Genomic DNA, 15,714 nt, shown 5'->3' with positions numbered 1-15,714 from the left:
TTTGCTCTTTGCTTTGCGGGCTGCACATTTCTGTGCCAAACAGCCGCGCTCATTAAGGTCACACAGATGGACATGCAATCCCGAATTCGCCAGCTTTTCCAGGCCAGCATCGACACCAAGCAACAGGCGATGGACGTACTTGCACCGCACATCGAGCAAGCCAGTCAGGTCATGGTCAACGCCTTGCTCAACGAAGGCAAAATGCTTTCGTGCGGTAACGGCGGCTCGGCCGGTGACGCCCAGCATTTCTCCTCCGAGCTGCTCAACCGCTTTGAGCGCGAGCGCCCGAGCCTGCCGGCGATCGCCCTGACCACCGATTCGTCGACCATCACCTCGATCGCCAACGACTACAGCTACAACGAAATCTTCTCCAAACAGATCCGCGCCCTCGGCCAGCCGGGCGATGTGTTGCTGGCGATTTCCACCAGTGGCAACTCGGCGAACATCATTCAAGCGATCCAGGCCGCACATGATCGCGAAATGATTGTCGTAGCATTGACCGGGCGCGATGGCGGCGGCATGGCCTCGTTGCTGCTGCCTGAGGACGTGGAGATTCGCGTTCCGGCCAATGTCACTGCACGCATTCAAGAAGTCCACCTGCTGGCGATCCACTGCCTGTGCGATCTGATCGACAGCCAACTGTTCGGGAGTGAAGAATGACCGTTAATCGCCTCAGCCTTTTGGCCATCACGCTGTGCCTCGCCATCAGCGGCTGCAGTACGGCAATCACCGCTACACGGGACACCCCCATCCAGGACGACCGGGGCACACGTACCTTCGGCAGCACCATCGACGACTCGCTGATTGAAACCAAGGTCAAGGTCAACGTCGCCAAAGCGGCTACGGACCTGGGCAACGGCGCGTCGCGCATTGTGGTCACCAGCTTCAACGGCGTCGTGCTGCTGGCCGGGCAAACCCCGCGCGCCGAACTCAAGGCCCAGGCTGAACAGGCCGCCTCGGCGGTGCAACGGGTCAAGAAGGTGCACAACGAACTGCAGGTCATGGACCCGATCACGCTGCTGGCCATCAGCAACGATGCCTTGCTGACCACCAAGATCAAGGCGCAGATGCTCACCGACAGCGCCGTTCCGGGCTCGCGCATCAAGATCGTCACCGACAACGGTATCGTCTACATGATGGGCCTGTTGACCCAGGCGGAAGCCACTCGCGCGGCCAACCTGGTACAGGGTGTGTCCGGTGTGCAGAAAATCGTCAAGGTGTTCGAATACATCGACTGATGTAACCGCAAGCCAAAAAAAGGGCGCCGTGCATTGACTGCACGGCGCCCTTTTTTATGGCGATTGTTTACTGGTACTGCGAGTACGGGTTGCCCTGGAACTGGTTGTTCTGTTGTGGCGCCTGTTGCTGGGCCCCCGGCTGGCCGTACTGCTGGCCTGGGATCGGGCCAAGGTTCACTTCTACGCGACGGTTTTGGGCACGGCCATTGACGTCAGCGTTACTGGCGATCGGATTATCCGGGCCGGCGCCGCGTGCGCTCAGGTTGGCAGCACTGACGCCCTGGGAGGTCAGGTAGTTGGCCACGCTCTGCGCACGGCGCTGGGAAAGGTCCATGTTCAACTGACGGCTGCCGGTGCTGTCGGTGTAGCCAACGATCTGGATGGTGTTCTGGTTGAACTGCTTGAGGGAGTTGGCCAGGTTGTTCAGCGGCTGATAGAAGCTGCTGGAGATGGCGTCGGAGTTGGTGGCGAAGGTGATATTGCCGGGCATGATCAGCTTGATCTGGTCACCCTGGCGCTGCACTTCAACTCCGGTATTGGCCATGCTTTCGCGCAGTTTTTTCTCTTGCTGATCGGCGTAGTAGCCATAGCCGGCGGCGCCGGCACCCGCAACGACTGCGCCGATCAGCGCGCCCTTGCCACGGTTGTTATGGTCGATGGCCGCACCGGCCAATGCCCCGGCCAGCGCGCCGAGGCCGCCGTACTTGGCGGTCTTGCTCATACCGCTTTCGGAACCATTGCCGGCCTGTCCCTGGCTGCCGTCATAAGGGTTGGGTGAAGCGCAGCCGGACAACAGGGCTACGGCGGTGGCGACAACAAGCAGACGACGCGGAGTGAACATGAAGGAAGCTCCTACTTTTGCATTCTGTGATGCAGAGGACATGGGCAACGGACCTGTGCCGGGTTTGGAACATGGCAAGCGGTAAAAATTCCGTGAGCGCGGCCCCGGCAGGATAAAAAGGCCAGACACTCTGGGCGCCAGGTAGACCGTAGCAGACCCCGGCTGAACGCGAGCTGGGGTTTTGTTGCAATGCTTGTTAGACAAACGCCGGCTGGCTACCACTTGGCGCATGAACACCAAAACTGATCGAGCCCGCCGTATGTTTAAGAAGGGTTAATGTTCAGTCCATAAACTTTGAATCTATGACGTTTGTCGTTAATGGTCTGCTATAGATATCGAGCCTCTAAAAGACGTACGGAAATGTCGACGATCCGAAAGGAAGATATCGATCGGGTGACCGCCGCACTACAACGCGCCGCTGATTAATATCACTTCTGACTATCAGACTTTCGATTCCACAAGGAAAGAATCCATGTCTTCACCATCGTCCGCGAGCCACGCTAATGGCAACGGGCTGTTCGGCCTGTTTTGCCTGGGCAGCTATCTACTATCCCTGTCGTATGGCACTACGTTCTTATTGGCCATGAAGCTGCGGGACAGCGGCGGCAGCGAGTCCGACGCCGGTACGATTATCTCGGTTGCGATGCTCAGCACGTTCCTGGCAGTCATATTTTCAGGCCACTTGACTGATCTGATCGGCGCACCCAGAGCCATCGCAGCGGGCGCGGTGTTGCTGGCAGCCGCTTGCCTGGGCTTCGCGACCGTGCCTGCTTTCGGCGTGGCACTGCTGGCCAGCGGCTTGATACTGGGGTTTGGATGGGGCGTTTTCTACACACTTGGGCCGATCATTGTGGCGATGATCATAGAGCCTGCCCGGCGCGTGAAGTATTTTGCATTGCTGTCGGGCAGCATGATGAGTGGCATCGGCACGGGGCCTCTGGTAGGGCGAGCCGCCGAGGCGCTGGGCCATTCGGTGGAGTCCGCATTTATCGTCGCCGCCATTGCCAGCCTGGCTGGAGGGGCATTGTTTTTCCTGCTCGCCCCCAACATCAAGCAGCAGCAAGCACGTCTTGGGCCGGTGACAGTGTGCAAGATCAGCGCCCGGGCGGCACAGGCGGTGCTGGGTTCCAAGGCGGTATTTGCCATTATCATGGTCGGCCTCGGCGGCGCAATCTTCGGCGGGCTTTCGAGCTTCCAAACCTCCTATGCCGCGCTTAACCATCTCGATTATTCCCTGTTTTTCCTAGGTTTCATGAGCGCGGCGATCTCCTGTCGCCTGCTGGTCGCGGGGTATATCGTCAAGCGCGATCCCTACCTGATGTCGAGCCTGTTAAGTGCGCTGATGGTGATTTCGGTATTGATGTTCACCTTCTTCGTACACTCTTCGGCGGCGTATTTGCTGGCCGCCATTGTGCTCGGGGTAGGTTACGGGCTGACTTACTCTGTAATAAACGGGCTGGCAGCCAATGAAGCCCCCGCGGGCCAGACCGCGCAATCATTGGTTTTATTCAGTCTTTCCTACTTTGTCGGCGTGTTCGGCTTTCCGTTATTGGCCGGTAAAATAATCGTCAACCATGGCATGTCGACGTTGCTCTCTATCATCCTGGTTGTCGCCTTGTGCAACTGGTCGATCACGTTGGCGCGTCTGATATGGCGACGCACAATGCTTGGCGCAACAGCGTAACCGTCAATGCCTTACAGAAAGGAGAGGATGCCGAGTAATAGGTAAAACGGTGGCATCGGCTGCTAAGCTACGCAAACGCGATTGGCTCTCCGGCAACGGCCAGCACCCTAGCCAGTCGCTTTTGGAGCAGCCCTATGGCGAATCAACAGGTCATCTGCGAACACTGCGACTGCGTTTATCAGAAAGTCACGCTCGCCAAACATCAGAAAGCCCTGTGCGTACGCTGCGAGGGAGTACTGCAGCGCTATAACGGCCTGTCGGTGCAGCAGCGCCTCGCACTGACGCTCACCGCAGCGGTGTTGTGGGCGTTCGCCAATTTTTATCCGGTGATGAGCATCAGCCTGCAGGGCCTGAAGAACAGCGCGACACTCTGGGATTCGGTGGTCGCGCTGAGCCAGGGGCCGATCACGTTTATCGCCTTGGTGGCAGCAATTTCCATGATTATCGCGCCGGTGTTTCAGCTGCTGCTGCTGATCTGGGTATTGAGTTTTGCCCTATCCGGCAGGCGCTCACCGGCCTTCAAGCTGTGCATGCGCTGGCTGGAAGCCCTCAGGCCCTGGAGCATGCTGGAGGTGTGCCTGTTGGGCGCGATGGTGGCAGTGTTCAAGCTGGCCGGCATGCTCGATGTGATACCCGGCATCGGCTTGTTCGCGCTGGCCGCCCTCAGCCTTTTGCTGATCCGCATCGCCGGGCGCGATGTGCGTGACCTGTGGGACACTCTATGAATTCACCGCCCACCGCCCGCGAACTCAACCTGTGCCTGTGCCACACCTGCGGCCAGCCGTGCGACATGCGCAGCGAACCCACCGAGTGTGAGCGCTGCGGCGCCCCCTTGCACCGGCGCAAGGTTCAGTCCTTGACCCGCACCTGGGCCTACCTGCTCACTGCACTGGCATTCTATGTGCCGGCGAACATATTGCCGGTGATGAACACCACCATGCTCGGCTCCGGGGCGGACAGCACCATCATGAGCGGCGTGCTGGAATTCTGGCAGCATGGCGCCTGGGACATTGCGCTGATCATTTTCATCGCCAGCATTGCCGTGCCGGGCATCAAGTTCGTGTCCCTGGGGCTGCTGCTGATCACGGTGCAGCGCAATAGCCAGTGGGCGCGCAAGGAGCGCTCGAAGCTGTTCCGGTTTATCGAGCTGATCGGCTATTGGTCGATGCTGGATGTGATCGTGGTTGCACTGGTGGCCGCGCTGGTGAAGTTCCAGGCCCTGGGCGACATCGAGCCGCGCCTGGGCATTCTGTTTTTTGGTCTGGTGGTCGTGTTCACGATGCTCGCGGCCATGAGCTTCGATCCCCGGCTGATCTGGGAAAATCCACACAATGAGGAGACCTCGGATGAGCTCATCCAAGGCTGATGCTGACACCCCTGCGGGAACACCCGTAATCAAGACGCGTCGCTTCAGCGTTTCGCTGGTATGGATCGTGCCGATTGTCGCCGTGCTGGTGGGTATCTCCCTGGTGGTCCATAGCGTGCTGCAACAGGGCCCGACCATCACCCTCAATTTCAAGACCGGCAGCGGGCTGGTCGCCAACAAGACCGAGGTCAAGTACCGCAACGTGGTCATCGGCCAGGTCACCGGCGTTGCCTTGAGCGATGACCAGAAAAGCGTCAACGCCACCGTCGAGCTGGCCAAGCAGGCGCAGAGCTTCACCCGCGAAGACTCGAAGTTCTGGGTGGTGCGCCCGCGCATCGGCGCCGGCGGTGTGTCCGGCATCGACACCTTGCTGTCCGGCGACTACATCGGTGCCGATATCGGCCAGTCCGACACCCGTGCCAAACAGTTCAAAGGCCTGGAAAACCCGCCGCCCATCACCTATGGCGAGCCAGGCAAACGCTTCACCCTGCATACCCAGGGCCTGGGGTCGCTGGATATCGGCTCGCCGGTCTATTACCGCAAGATCCCGGTCGGCCAGGTCGTTGCCTATGAATTGGACAGCGAGGGCAAGGGCGTGAATATCGAGGTGTTCGTGCATGCGCCCAATGACGCGTACGTCACCGAGAACACGCGCTTCTGGAACGCCAGCGGTGTCGACCTCAGCGTCGGCGCCAACGGCTTCGCGCTGAAGACCGAATCGTTGTCGTCCATGTTGATGGGCGGCGTCTCCTTCCAGGCACCGCCCTACAACCCCAACGACAAGCCCGCCGAGGAAAACCGCAACTTTGAACTGTTCGAAGACCAGCAAAGTGCCCTCGCCCCGCCCAATGGCAAGGGGCAATACATGGTGCTGCGCTTCGATCAGGCCCTGCGCGGGCTGAAAGTTGACGCCCCGGTGGAATTCCTCGGCGTCGAATTCGGCAAAGTGGTCTCGATCAACCTGGATTTCGACGCCAAAAAGCGCAGCTTCCCGGTCAACGTCGGCATCGTGATCTATCCGCAACTGCTCGGCCAGGCGCACACCAAGCTGCTCAAGGCGATGAACAATAACCCTGACGATGAAGCGGCCGGCGTGCGCCTGATCGGCAGCTTCATCGAAAACGGCCTGCGCGCCCAGGCGCGCAGCGGCAACCTGCTGACCGGTCAGCTGTACATCGCCCTGGACTTCTACCCCAAGGCCGAGAAAGTCGCGTTTGACCCGAACCAGCGCCCCGTGGGCATCCCCACCCTTCCCGGCAACCTGGAACAACTGCAAGAGAAATTCGAAGGCATCGTCAACAAGATCAGCCAACTGCCGGTCGAGCGTATCGCCGGCAATCTCGATGCCAGCCTGGTCGAGCTGCGCAAGGGCCTGGCGCAATTCAATGCCAAGACCCTGCCCGGTGTGCAGACGACCCTGGGCGACGTGAGCAAGACCCTGCAGTCGGCCAGTTCCACCCTGGCCGAAGACTCGCCGCAGCGCGAACAACTGACCCAGACCCTGGATGAACTGGCGCGCATGTCGCGCTCCTTGCGCGAGCTTTCGGATTACCTGGGCCGGCATCCGGAGTCGCTGATTCGCGGTCGCGCCGATAATGCCGCACCCCTGGACCTGCAAGGGCCACCCCGCAAATGACCATTGGAGCCGCCATGACAGTGCCGTTGAAAATCACCCTGGTGACTGCCCTGCTGTTGCTCGCGGCATGCCGCAGCGAGCCGATTGCGTTCCACACCTTGACCCCGGCGCACCTGAATAACGCCACACGGGCGGATGCCGATTCAGTCCGCATTGAAAGCATCAGCGTGCCGCCCCAGGTCGACCGTGCGCAGATAGTGATCCGCCAGGGCGACAGCGGCCTGGCGATCCTGGAAACCCAGTGGTGGGCCGCCACCCTCGCCGATGAGCTGAGGAGCGCGCTGGTCGACCAGTTGGCCGGCAGCGATGCCCGGCAAGCCGTGTCGTTGCGCGTGGAAGTGCAGCGCTTCGATTCGGTGCCGGGGCAATACGCGCTGCTCGATGTGCGTTGGCGCCTCAGGCCGGCTGGCGGCGGTGATCGCCCTGCGCTGACCTGCCGCTCGACCTTGCAGTCACCGGCGGGCCCGAGCATCGATGACGTGGTGGTGGCGCACCAGAACAACCTCAAGCGCTTCGCCGCGCTGATCAACCGCGCCGCTGGCTCGTCCCTGACGCAGTGCCCGAGCGCGCAGTGAACGGTGGCGCAATCAACCCAGCAAGCCCATCGACTTGGCGCGCGCCACCGCCTGGGTGCGGCGCTCCACGCCCAGCTTGCTGTTGATATGGCTGGCGTGGGTTTTCACTGTGTGCAGGGAAATGAACAACTGGTTGCTGATCTCCTGGTTTGAACAGCCTTGGGCGATCAACTGCAGGACCGCCAGCTCCCGTGTACTCAAGGTTTCATGGTGAGGCGCGATCGCGACGACGGCGCTTGCCGGTAGCAGCGCCAGCAATGCCTGGTACAACGGCTGATGGGGCGGCTTGCCCAACTGCTCGCGCAGCCAATCCGGATAGTCCTCCAGCAACCGCTGGAACGGTTGCAACGCGCCGCCCGCGCCGGCTTCGAGTGCGCGGGCCAATACCGGCCTGGCCTTGGCTTCCTGGCCACACGCCAGCAGCACCTGGGCCTGCTGGGTCAGCGCCACCAGGGCAATCATCTGGCGGCCACTGCCGAGCGCCTGCTGCGCCAGGTCCTCAAGCCGTCGCAATGCCCTATCGGGCTGATGGCGAATGGCGTCCAGCGCGGCCTGTTGCAGCTCCACGTGTTGCGGCAAGTGCGGATGAAACTCCGGTGCGGCGGCTGCCTGCTCGCCTGTGTAGGTCTGCCCCAGCCGCGTCAGCCAGGCATCGGCCAGGTCGGTACGGTCCTGGGCCAGCCACAACTCGCATTTGATCAGGGTGATCATCGCCAGGTAGTAGATCGGCGGCACGTCCCAGATATGCATCAAGCGCTCAGCCTCGGCCAACTCGGCAAAGGCAGCGGAGAAATCGCCTCGCCGCCCTTCGAAGCTGGCGATCACGCAATGCCCGATCAGCACACTGATATCCCGGCAGGCACGGGCTTCGGTCAGGCCGGCACGCAAACGCGCAAGCCCGGCTTCGGGCTGGTAACGCAGCAGCAGCAGGTAGCCTTCATACAACGACAACCGCGCGCGTACGGCGTACAGCCGCTGGGGTGCCAGCCCCTGCAGGCGCAGCAGGCCCTGGCGCACTTCGTCCAGGGCGCGCAGGATCTCGCCTCGCGCCTGCAGCACCCGCGCCCGGTCGTAATGGGCCAAGGCTTCAAACAGCGGGTTGCCGACGCGCTGCGCCAGTTCCAGGGATTCGCGGTTCAGGCCACGAGCCCGCCACAGATCGGCATCGACGATCGCCAGGTTGGAGAGGGTCGACAGGCACATCAAGCGCTGGCCGTAACGCTTGTGCGGCAGGCTCTCCAGCGCCTCGTTGCAATAGCGCTGGGTCAATTCGCGGTCCCCTCGCCCACGGGCGATGATCCCGCTCAGTGCCAGCCATTGGGCCAGCATGGATTTTTGCGCGGTGGCCGACGGCGCCGGCAGGAAGCGACTGAGGTAGCCGGACAGCTCCTGCGCCGCGTCCAACTGGCACGCCAGCCCCAGCGCCCAGCTGTAGAGCACGATCAAGCGCGGGGTGCTGATCAACAGGCTGTCGGGCAAGTCCATCTTCCAGCGCAGCAGCATGCCGACATTCTGCTCGGCCAGCAGCTGTTCTTCGGAGAGGTTCTGCACCAGGTTCGCCGCCACATCCAGGTGCCCGGCCCGCAGCGCCTGCTCCACCGCCTCATCGATCAGGCCCTGGGCGTTGAACCAGCGACAGGCGCGCAGGTGCAGACTGGCCAACGGTAACGTGGCGCTCTTTTCGCGGCGGGCGCGCAGCAGGTCGGAAAACAAATGGTGATAACGGTACCAGTGACCGTGTTCATCCAGCGGCACCAGAAACACCTGATGGGCCTGCAGGTAGCGCAGGATTTCCGGGCTGTCATGGGCCTCGCGGACCGCATCGCACAGCTCGCTGCAAAAGCGCTCCTGGGGTGCGGTGTCGTACAGGAATGCTTGCACCTCCGCAGGCAGGCAATCGATGACTTCTTCCAGCAAGTAATCGCGAATCAGCCCTTCGCCACCGTTCAGGCCCTGCGGCAGGGCGCCATCATTGCCGGCCTCAGAGGCCGCCAGCAGCCAGAAGCGCAGGCCGGCGACCCAGCCCTCGCTGCGGCGAATCAGGTTTTCCAGGGCCTCGCCACGTAACGAACTGCTGTGCCGGTCCAGCACGGCCAGGGATTCGTCATGGGTCAGGCGCAGGTCTTGCTCATGCAATTCCAACAGGTGCCGCGACAGGCGCAGGCGCGCCAGGTGCCAATCCGGGCGCTGGCGGCTGGTGACCAGCACCACCAGGCCATCGGGCAAATGATTGAGGAAAAATTGCAGGCAACGGTCCAACACCGGCCCCTGGGCCAGGTGGTAGTCATCCAGCACCAGTAACAGCGGCGCCTGGGCGCACAGGTGCACCGTCAGCTCATCGAGCAGGCCATCGAGCCATTCTTCAAAGGCAAAGGGTTGGTGACGCTGACGCATTTTCAGCAGGCCCAGGGACTGGGCGCCGAGTTGCGGAAAATACTGGCGCAAGCCTTCGAGCAGGCGCTCGAGAAAACGGCCAGGGTCGCTGTCCCGTGGGCTCAGGCCCAGCCACAGGTTTTGCCAGTGGGCGGGCAGGCTCTGGCAGAACTCCACCGCCAGGGAACTCTTGCCGAACCCCGCCGGCGCGCTGACCAGCAACAGTCGCCCTTCCAGGCCGGCGCCAAGGCGTTCGCACAGGCGTGGGCGCAGCACGTAGCCATCAGGCAGCGGCGGCCTGTAGAAGCGGCCTTCCAGGGTCGGAATCACCGCGCTGGCAGGCCCTTGGATTCGGGACAGATCAGTCATCGCCGGGCTCTTGTGGAAGGCTGTTGTCGGCATTGCAGATGTCCGCAGACTAGCGGTAAAAGCGGCGGGATTGTAGATCTTTGCAACAAATGCCTGAAAAAGAACTGCGACAAAAAATATCCCCCACGGACACCCCAAACAAAAGTGGGAGGGGGCTTGCTCCCGATAGCGGCGGATCAGTCAATGCATGTGTCGACTGTCAGACCGCTATCGGGAGCAAGCCCCCTCCCACAGGGGTATCAACATAGGTTCAGGTTAGCGCACGCCATCCTGGCGCAGGGCCGCTGGAGTGAAGTCGCTGGTGGTGGCGGTGAAGCCGAAGTCATAGGCCTGTTTCTCTTCGTTCTTCATGCCCAGGGCCAGGTAGCGGCCGGACTGCAGGTCGTAGAGGGTTTCCAGGGCGTACCACGGCACTTGCTTGTCGTAGTAGTTCTCGGCATGGGCTTCGGCGACGCGCCACAGTTGGCCACGGCCGTCGTAGTGATCGATCACCGCTGCTTGCCAGGTGTCTTCGTCAATGAAGAAGTCACGCTTGGCGTAGATGTGGCGCTGGCCTTCCTTCAAGGTGGCGACCACATGCCAGACACGGCGCAGCTCATAGCGCGCCAGGTCCTGGTTGATATGGCCGGCCTTGATGATGTCGGCGTACTTGAGCTTCGGATCATCGATCTTGTAGCTGTTGGAGGCGATGTAGATTTCCTTCTTGCCTTCCAGTTTCCAGTCGTAGCGGTCCGGCGCGCCGTTGTACATGTCGAGGTTGTCGGAGGTACGCAGGCCATCGGCGGCGGTCCCCGGCCCGTCATAGGACACTTGCGGTGCCCGGCGCACACGGCGCTGGCCGGCGTTGTAGACCCACGCCGAACGCGGCTCCTTCACCTGGTCGAGGGTTTCGTGCACCAGCAGTACACCACCGGCCAGGCGCGCCGGCGCGGTAACTTGCTGCTTGAAGTAGAACAGCACGTTGCCTGGGTTTTTCGGGTCGAAGTCCTTCATCTTGTCGCGGAACACGAACTGGTCGCGGAAGTACACCAGGCTGTAGGAACCGTTGGTTTGCGGTGTGGCCTGGGTGACCAGGCGGGTGACGCTGCCACCGCGATAACGGGTGATGTGGTTCCAGATGACTTCCACACCGCTTTTCGGAATCGGGAACGGCACGGCCGTCTCGAAGTTTTCCAGGCCGTTACCGCCAGACACCAGGTTGGTGGTGGTGGCGTTTTTCTTGATCGCAGCGAACACCTCAGCCGGCACCGTGGCGCCACGATGGGTCGGATAGACCGGCATCTTGAACGAGTCCGGGTAACGCTTGAACATCGCGTACTGCCCCGGCGCCAGTTTGTCTTTGTATTGCTCGACGTTTTGCGCGGTGATGGTGAACTGCGGTTGTTCGCTGGCATAAGGGTTGGCGAGGAAACCTTTGGCATCCACGGCGCCGGCGTTGGTCGGCATCGGCGTCCATTTCGGGATGGTGCCGGCCGCGTTACCGGCCATTTCGGCGCCCATCGGGGTCAGGCTGGTGCCGAGCTTGGCCGCTTCATCGGCCGAGACCGCCGCCATGACGTTGCTCGCCAGGATCGACAGCCCAAGCACACCCACGTGCAACAGACTTTTAGTTATTTTCATACTCTGGTCTTCCTGAATACATGCCACTTGAAAAGAGTGTGCTTAGAAGTTGGCGCCAAAGCTCAACGCGACAAAGTCACGGTCATCCACGGTGCTGAACTTGCCACCAAAGAAGTTGGTGTAGGCCAGGCTCGCGGTGTAGGTGTTCTGGTATTCGGCATCCAGGCCCAGACTGACCGCCTTGCGCCCTTCTTCGAAGTTGGCGCCAGGGCCCGGCGAGTAACCTTTGACGTCATGGGACCAGACCACGTTGGGCTTGAGGTTGACGCCAGCGAACACGTCCGGGTATTCCCAGATGGCACGGGCGCGATAACCCCAGGAGGTTGCGGTGGTGTAGCCGTCGTTGTTGCAGTTGGTGTTCAGGCCAGCCGCGTTGGGCAAGCCGGCGCCGTTGGCGGTGGAGTTGTTAAGCGCGTTGCAGAACCCACCTGGCAAGGTGCCGGGACCGAAGACCGGATCGCGGCCATAGCGCGCCTGGGATTTGCTTTCCAGCCCACCCACATGGGTCACGCCGATTTCACCGACGGTGGTCAGGCGGCTGGCGCCCATTACCTGGTCGAAGAAGTGCGTGAAGGTGGTCTGGAACTGGGTCACTTCCTTGCGGTTGTAACCGTGCAGGTCCTGGCCTGGCGAGCCCTTGAGCACCGACGCGTTGCCAAAGCCCGGAATCGGCGTAACGCCGGCAAACAGGATATCGGTGGTGCTCAACTGCACCGGCGCATTCGGACGGTAGCTCAACTCACCGCTCCAGGCGGTGCCGGTAGGCAGGGTGGTGGAGAAGCTCAAACCGTAGAGGCGGATATCTTCCGGGTACTCCACGAAGTAGTTGGAGCTGCCCGCCACGATCAACGGACGCAAGGCCCCCAGCGGACCCAGTGGACGGGTGTAGGCCGACGACGGCGCGCCCTGTGCACTGAAGATCGGCGCACGGCTGTGGTAGTTCATGAAGTAGGCGCCGAATTCGGTATCCAGCGGCTCGAAGTTGTAGTGCATGGCCATGCCGAACTGGCCGCTGTCGCGGGCATCGCGGTCGGGGCCACGGCGCACGAGCACGCCTTCGCTGTTCACGTCCACACCCAGCGCGCCCAACGTCGGCAATGCTGCGCCGGGGATGGTCGAGCGCTTGTTCAGTACCCGCAGGTTATTGCTGCAGCCATCGGAAATCACGTCCGGCTGGGAGAAGAAGGTGCCGCAGTTATCGGTGACGGTCTGGTCCCATTCCAACTGGTAAAACGCCTCGGCCGACAGGTTGTCGGTGAGCGTCTGGGACACGTAGAACATGTTGACCGGAATCAAGCCTTCCTTGATCTCGGCCCCCGGACGACGAAACGCCGACACGTCGATCGGGTTGATGGAGTTGATACCGCCGCCAATGAAGGTGCTTTCGCCCCAGCTCACCACCTGTTTGCCAAACCGCACGGAACCCGGCGCATCGGCGATCGAGTAGTTGTGGTAGACGAACGCATCGAGGATCTGCCCGCCCGACGACTTGGCGCCTTCCTTGCGGTTGTTGTCGCTGATGTCCTTGAACAGACGGCTTTCGTCCTTGAGCTCAAAGTCGTACCAGTACTTGCCACGCACAAACACACCGGTGTCGCCGTACTTCAGTTCCAGGTCGTGGATGCCCTTGAAGATCTTCGAGAACGTTTCTCCGCGCTTGAAGTTCAGGTGCCCGTCATCGGAGGTCTGGGACAAGCCCTTGCCGCCGTTGTTGGCGCCGATCAGGTCGCGGTTGGCCTTGGACGTGCTCCAACTGGCGCCTACCGACAGGGATGAGTCAAAACTCCCTTCGATTTCACCGATGTTGAAACTGACGCCGAATGCGGGCCCGGCGAGCGTAGAAGCGAGACTGACGGCCAGGGGCAGTCGTGCCCGGCGCCAGAACTGGTTTACTGAGGTCATCGACGCTACTCCATGTGCATTTTATTGTTATGGCAGTGAGCTCTTTCGGAAGATGCATGTAACGGCCGGGATACAACGATTCCAATGCCGAGCGACAACCGGGCGACCCTCGCCCGAAGCGCAACATCCACGAAAAACTCTGGAAGGGACTATAGCCAGCAGGGGGTAGTGCTTGATCCCTCTAAAGTGTGATTTGCATCACCAACCCGTCTGCCACGACCCTTTCGCCACGCCGACGAAGGTCGACGCGGCAAGGATGGCTGAAATTCGGCAAATCACAAGTAAAGGCTTGAGATAGAGCAGCGCGCGCCCGAACGGGCGCGGCGAGCGGTGTCAGAGGGTCGACAGGAACGTGCTGTTGTTGGCCTGCCATTGGATGATGTCGATACGGATACGTTTTTTGTCGAGCTTGCCGACGCTGGTCTTGGGAATTTCCGTAACAACGGCGATCTGGCTCGGAATCGCCCACTTGCTCAAGTGGCCCAATTCAACGAACGGCTTGAGGTGCTCCTTGAGCTCACGGGCGCCTATCACATGGCCATCACGCAACACCAACAGGGCAAACGGGCGCTCGCCCCACTGCGGGTCGGCAATGCCCACCACCGCTACTTCGCGTACCGCCGGGTGACGGCTGACCAAGTCTTCCAGGGCCAGGGAGGAGATCCATTCGCCACCGGTCTTGATCACGTCCTTGATGCGGTCACGGATATCGATCACGCCGAACGCGTCCAGGGTGGCGACATCACCGGTGTGCATCCAGCCACCGGCCCACAGCTCGGCGCCCTTTTGCGGCTCGTTGTAATAGCCTTCGGTGAGCCAGGGCGCACGCAGTACCAGTTCGCCCTGGGATTCGCCGTCGGCCGGCAGAAAGTTGCCGTCGGTGTCCATGATCGCCGCTTCAACCAACGGGCCGGGCACGCCAGCCTTGATGCGGTAGGTGGTGCGTTCATCTTCGCTGCCGGCCATCAGCTCGGCATTGAGGTGGGCACAGGACACCAGCGGCCCGGTCTCGGACATCCCGTACGCGGCCGTCAATTGAATGCCACGGGCCTTGGCGGCTTCGTACAGCGAACGGTTGAGCGCGCTGCCGCCAATGACGATTTTCCAACCGCCGAAATCCACGCCCTGGGCGGCCTTGGCATTGAGCAGCATTTGCAGGATGGTCGGCACGCAGTGCGAAAAGGTGACCTTTTCCTGGCGCCACAGCGCCACCAGGTATTCGGGGTCGTAGCGGCCGGGGTAGACCTGCTTCAGGCCGAGCATGGTCGCCACATACGGCAGGCCCCAGGCGTGTACGTGGAACATTGGCGTGATCGGCATGTACACGTCGTTGGTGCCGAGCAAACGCACGCTGTCGACGCTGCCCATAATGGTCGCCACGCCGATGGTGTGCAGCACCAGTTGGCGGTGGGTGAAATACACGCCCTTGGGATTGCCGGTGGTACCGGTGGTGTAGAAGGTGGTGGCAACGGAATTCTCGTCGAAATCCTCGAAGATGTACTTCGGGCTCGCCGCAGCCAGCAGGGTTTCGTACTCGCCCACCAGGTTGGGCAGGTCGGCGGTCTTGCTGTCGTCGTCGGTGATCAGCAAGGTCTTGTCGACGCTGGTGAGTTGCCCGGCGATGGCCTGGTAAAGCCCCACGAACTCGCTGTTGACCAGCACAAAGCGGTCATCGGCATGGTTCATGGTGTAGAGGATCTGTTCCGGCGACAGGCGTACGTTGATGGTGTGGATCACCGCGCCGATCATCGGGATGGCGAACATGCATTCCAGGTAACGATGGCTGTCCCAATCCATCACCGCCACCGTGTCACCAGCCTTGACCCCGGCTTCGGTCAGCACATTGGCCAGGCGCGCGACACGCTCGATCAAGGTCGGGTAGGTGTAGCGCAGCTTGTCGCGATAGATGATTTCCCGGGTCTTCTCGTAACGAGTCCCGGACATCAACAGGCGTTTGATCAACAGCGGGTACTGGTAAGCGCCTTCGGCGGGGGGAATGACACGGGTCTGCAACATACGAATCCCTTTTATGACTGCGCGGTCTTGGCGTGAAGACCTGCACTGTAGAGACGTTATGTTTCAACCAAATCAGCCAAAGGAATGATTTGCA

The 15,714-nt window shown here is 61.3% G+C and carries 12 protein-coding genes; 7 read left to right on the top strand and 5 right to left on the bottom strand.

Features of this window, described 5'->3' with window-relative positions:
- Positions 1-66 precede the first annotated feature (66 nt).
- Complete coding sequence (locus C4J87_RS04585; protein WP_007904374.1) at positions 67-660, top strand: phosphoheptose isomerase; 594 nt, start codon at positions 67-69, stop codon at positions 658-660.
- Positions 657-1,238, top strand: a complete 582-nt coding sequence (locus C4J87_RS04580; RefSeq protein ID WP_124361348.1) for a BON domain-containing protein — start codon at positions 657-659, stop codon at positions 1,236-1,238. Before C4J87_RS04585 ends, C4J87_RS04580 begins: the two co-directional genes overlap by 4 nt.
- Before the next feature lie 67 nt (positions 1,239-1,305).
- Here the strand turns inward: C4J87_RS04580 and C4J87_RS04575 are convergent, their stop codons facing one another.
- Positions 1,306-2,079, bottom strand: a complete 774-nt coding sequence (locus tag C4J87_RS04575; protein WP_057724610.1) for an OmpA family protein — start codon at positions 2,077-2,079, stop codon at positions 1,306-1,308.
- A gap of 472 nt (positions 2,080-2,551) precedes the next feature.
- On the opposite strand from C4J87_RS04575, the gene C4J87_RS04570 reads away from it, so the two are divergent.
- The 5 genes from C4J87_RS04570 to C4J87_RS04550 all read left to right on the top strand — a co-directional run bounded on the left by C4J87_RS04570 (position 2,552) and on the right by C4J87_RS04550 (position 7,340).
- Positions 2,552-3,763, top strand: a complete 1,212-nt coding sequence (locus tag C4J87_RS04570) for an MFS transporter (RefSeq protein ID WP_124365869.1) — start codon at positions 2,552-2,554, stop codon at positions 3,761-3,763.
- 134 nt (positions 3,764-3,897) lie between these two features.
- On the top strand, positions 3,898-4,488 hold the full coding sequence (locus tag C4J87_RS04565; protein ID WP_124365868.1) for a paraquat-inducible protein A: 591 nt from the start codon (positions 3,898-3,900) through the stop codon (positions 4,486-4,488).
- Complete coding sequence (locus C4J87_RS04560; protein ID WP_124365867.1) at positions 4,485-5,129, top strand: paraquat-inducible protein A; 645 nt, start codon at positions 4,485-4,487, stop codon at positions 5,127-5,129. The genes C4J87_RS04565 and C4J87_RS04560 overlap by 4 nt, the downstream gene beginning before the upstream one ends.
- The gene (locus tag C4J87_RS04555) at positions 5,110-6,765 is read left to right on the top strand and encodes an intermembrane transport protein PqiB (RefSeq protein WP_124365866.1); all 1,656 of its coding nucleotides are present in this window, start codon (positions 5,110-5,112) and stop codon (positions 6,763-6,765) included. Before C4J87_RS04560 ends, C4J87_RS04555 begins: the two co-directional genes overlap by 20 nt.
- 14 nt (positions 6,766-6,779) lie before the next feature.
- Entirely contained in the window at positions 6,780-7,340 is a 561-nt protein-coding gene (locus C4J87_RS04550; RefSeq protein ID WP_124365865.1) for a membrane integrity-associated transporter subunit PqiC, read from the top strand.
- Between the two features lie 12 nt (positions 7,341-7,352).
- On the opposite strand, the gene C4J87_RS04545 is transcribed toward C4J87_RS04550, so the two are convergent.
- The 4 genes from C4J87_RS04545 to C4J87_RS04530 form a co-directional block, all read right to left on the bottom strand.
- Positions 7,353-10,082, bottom strand: a complete 2,730-nt coding sequence (locus C4J87_RS04545; protein ID WP_124365864.1) for a LuxR C-terminal-related transcriptional regulator — start codon at positions 10,080-10,082, stop codon at positions 7,353-7,355.
- A 255-nt stretch (positions 10,083-10,337) separates the two neighbouring features.
- Positions 10,338-11,702, bottom strand: coding sequence for a DUF1329 domain-containing protein (locus C4J87_RS04540; RefSeq protein WP_124365863.1), 1,365 nt, complete (start codon positions 11,700-11,702; stop codon positions 10,338-10,340).
- Positions 11,703-11,744: 42 nt separating this feature from the next.
- Positions 11,745-13,604, bottom strand: coding sequence for a DUF1302 domain-containing protein (locus C4J87_RS04535; RefSeq protein ID WP_124365862.1), 1,860 nt, complete (start codon positions 13,602-13,604; stop codon positions 11,745-11,747).
- A gap of 333 nt (positions 13,605-13,937) precedes the next feature.
- Positions 13,938-15,620, bottom strand: a complete 1,683-nt coding sequence (locus C4J87_RS04530) for a fatty acid--CoA ligase (protein WP_124365861.1) — start codon at positions 15,618-15,620, stop codon at positions 13,938-13,940.
- Positions 15,621-15,714: the final 94 nt, after the last annotated feature.

The organism is Pseudomonas sp. R1-43-08 (genome assembly GCF_003852255.1).
Classification (GTDB): Bacteria; Pseudomonadota; Gammaproteobacteria; order Pseudomonadales; family Pseudomonadaceae; genus Aquipseudomonas.
Note: the sequence above shows the minus strand (reverse complement) of the source record. Positions and strands in the feature narration are given on the sequence as shown.

Coding starts and splice junctions, on each gene's coding strand:
- C4J87_RS04540 (WP_124365863.1), bottom strand. CDS start 11,702: ATGAAAATAACTAAAAGTCTGTTGCACGTGGGTGTGCTTGGGCTGTCG.
- C4J87_RS04575 (WP_057724610.1), bottom strand. CDS start 2,079: ATGTTCACTCCGCGTCGTCTGCTTGTTGTCGCCACCGCCGTAGCCCTG.
- C4J87_RS04545 (WP_124365864.1), bottom strand. CDS start 10,082: ATGACTGATCTGTCCCGAATCCAAGGGCCTGCCAGCGCGGTGATTCCG.
- C4J87_RS04570 (WP_124365869.1), top strand. CDS start 2,552: ATGTCTTCACCATCGTCCGCGAGCCACGCTAATGGCAACGGGCTGTTC.
- C4J87_RS04585 (WP_007904374.1), top strand. CDS start 67: ATGGACATGCAATCCCGAATTCGCCAGCTTTTCCAGGCCAGCATCGAC.
- C4J87_RS04560 (WP_124365867.1), top strand. CDS start 4,485: ATGAATTCACCGCCCACCGCCCGCGAACTCAACCTGTGCCTGTGCCAC.
- C4J87_RS04535 (WP_124365862.1), bottom strand. CDS start 13,604: ATGACCTCAGTAAACCAGTTCTGGCGCCGGGCACGACTGCCCCTGGCC.
- C4J87_RS04530 (WP_124365861.1), bottom strand. CDS start 15,620: ATGTTGCAGACCCGTGTCATTCCCCCCGCCGAAGGCGCTTACCAGTAC.
- C4J87_RS04550 (WP_124365865.1), top strand. CDS start 6,780: ATGACAGTGCCGTTGAAAATCACCCTGGTGACTGCCCTGCTGTTGCTC.
- C4J87_RS04565 (WP_124365868.1), top strand. CDS start 3,898: ATGGCGAATCAACAGGTCATCTGCGAACACTGCGACTGCGTTTATCAG.
- C4J87_RS04555 (WP_124365866.1), top strand. CDS start 5,110: ATGAGCTCATCCAAGGCTGATGCTGACACCCCTGCGGGAACACCCGTA.
- C4J87_RS04580 (WP_124361348.1), top strand. CDS start 657: ATGACCGTTAATCGCCTCAGCCTTTTGGCCATCACGCTGTGCCTCGCC.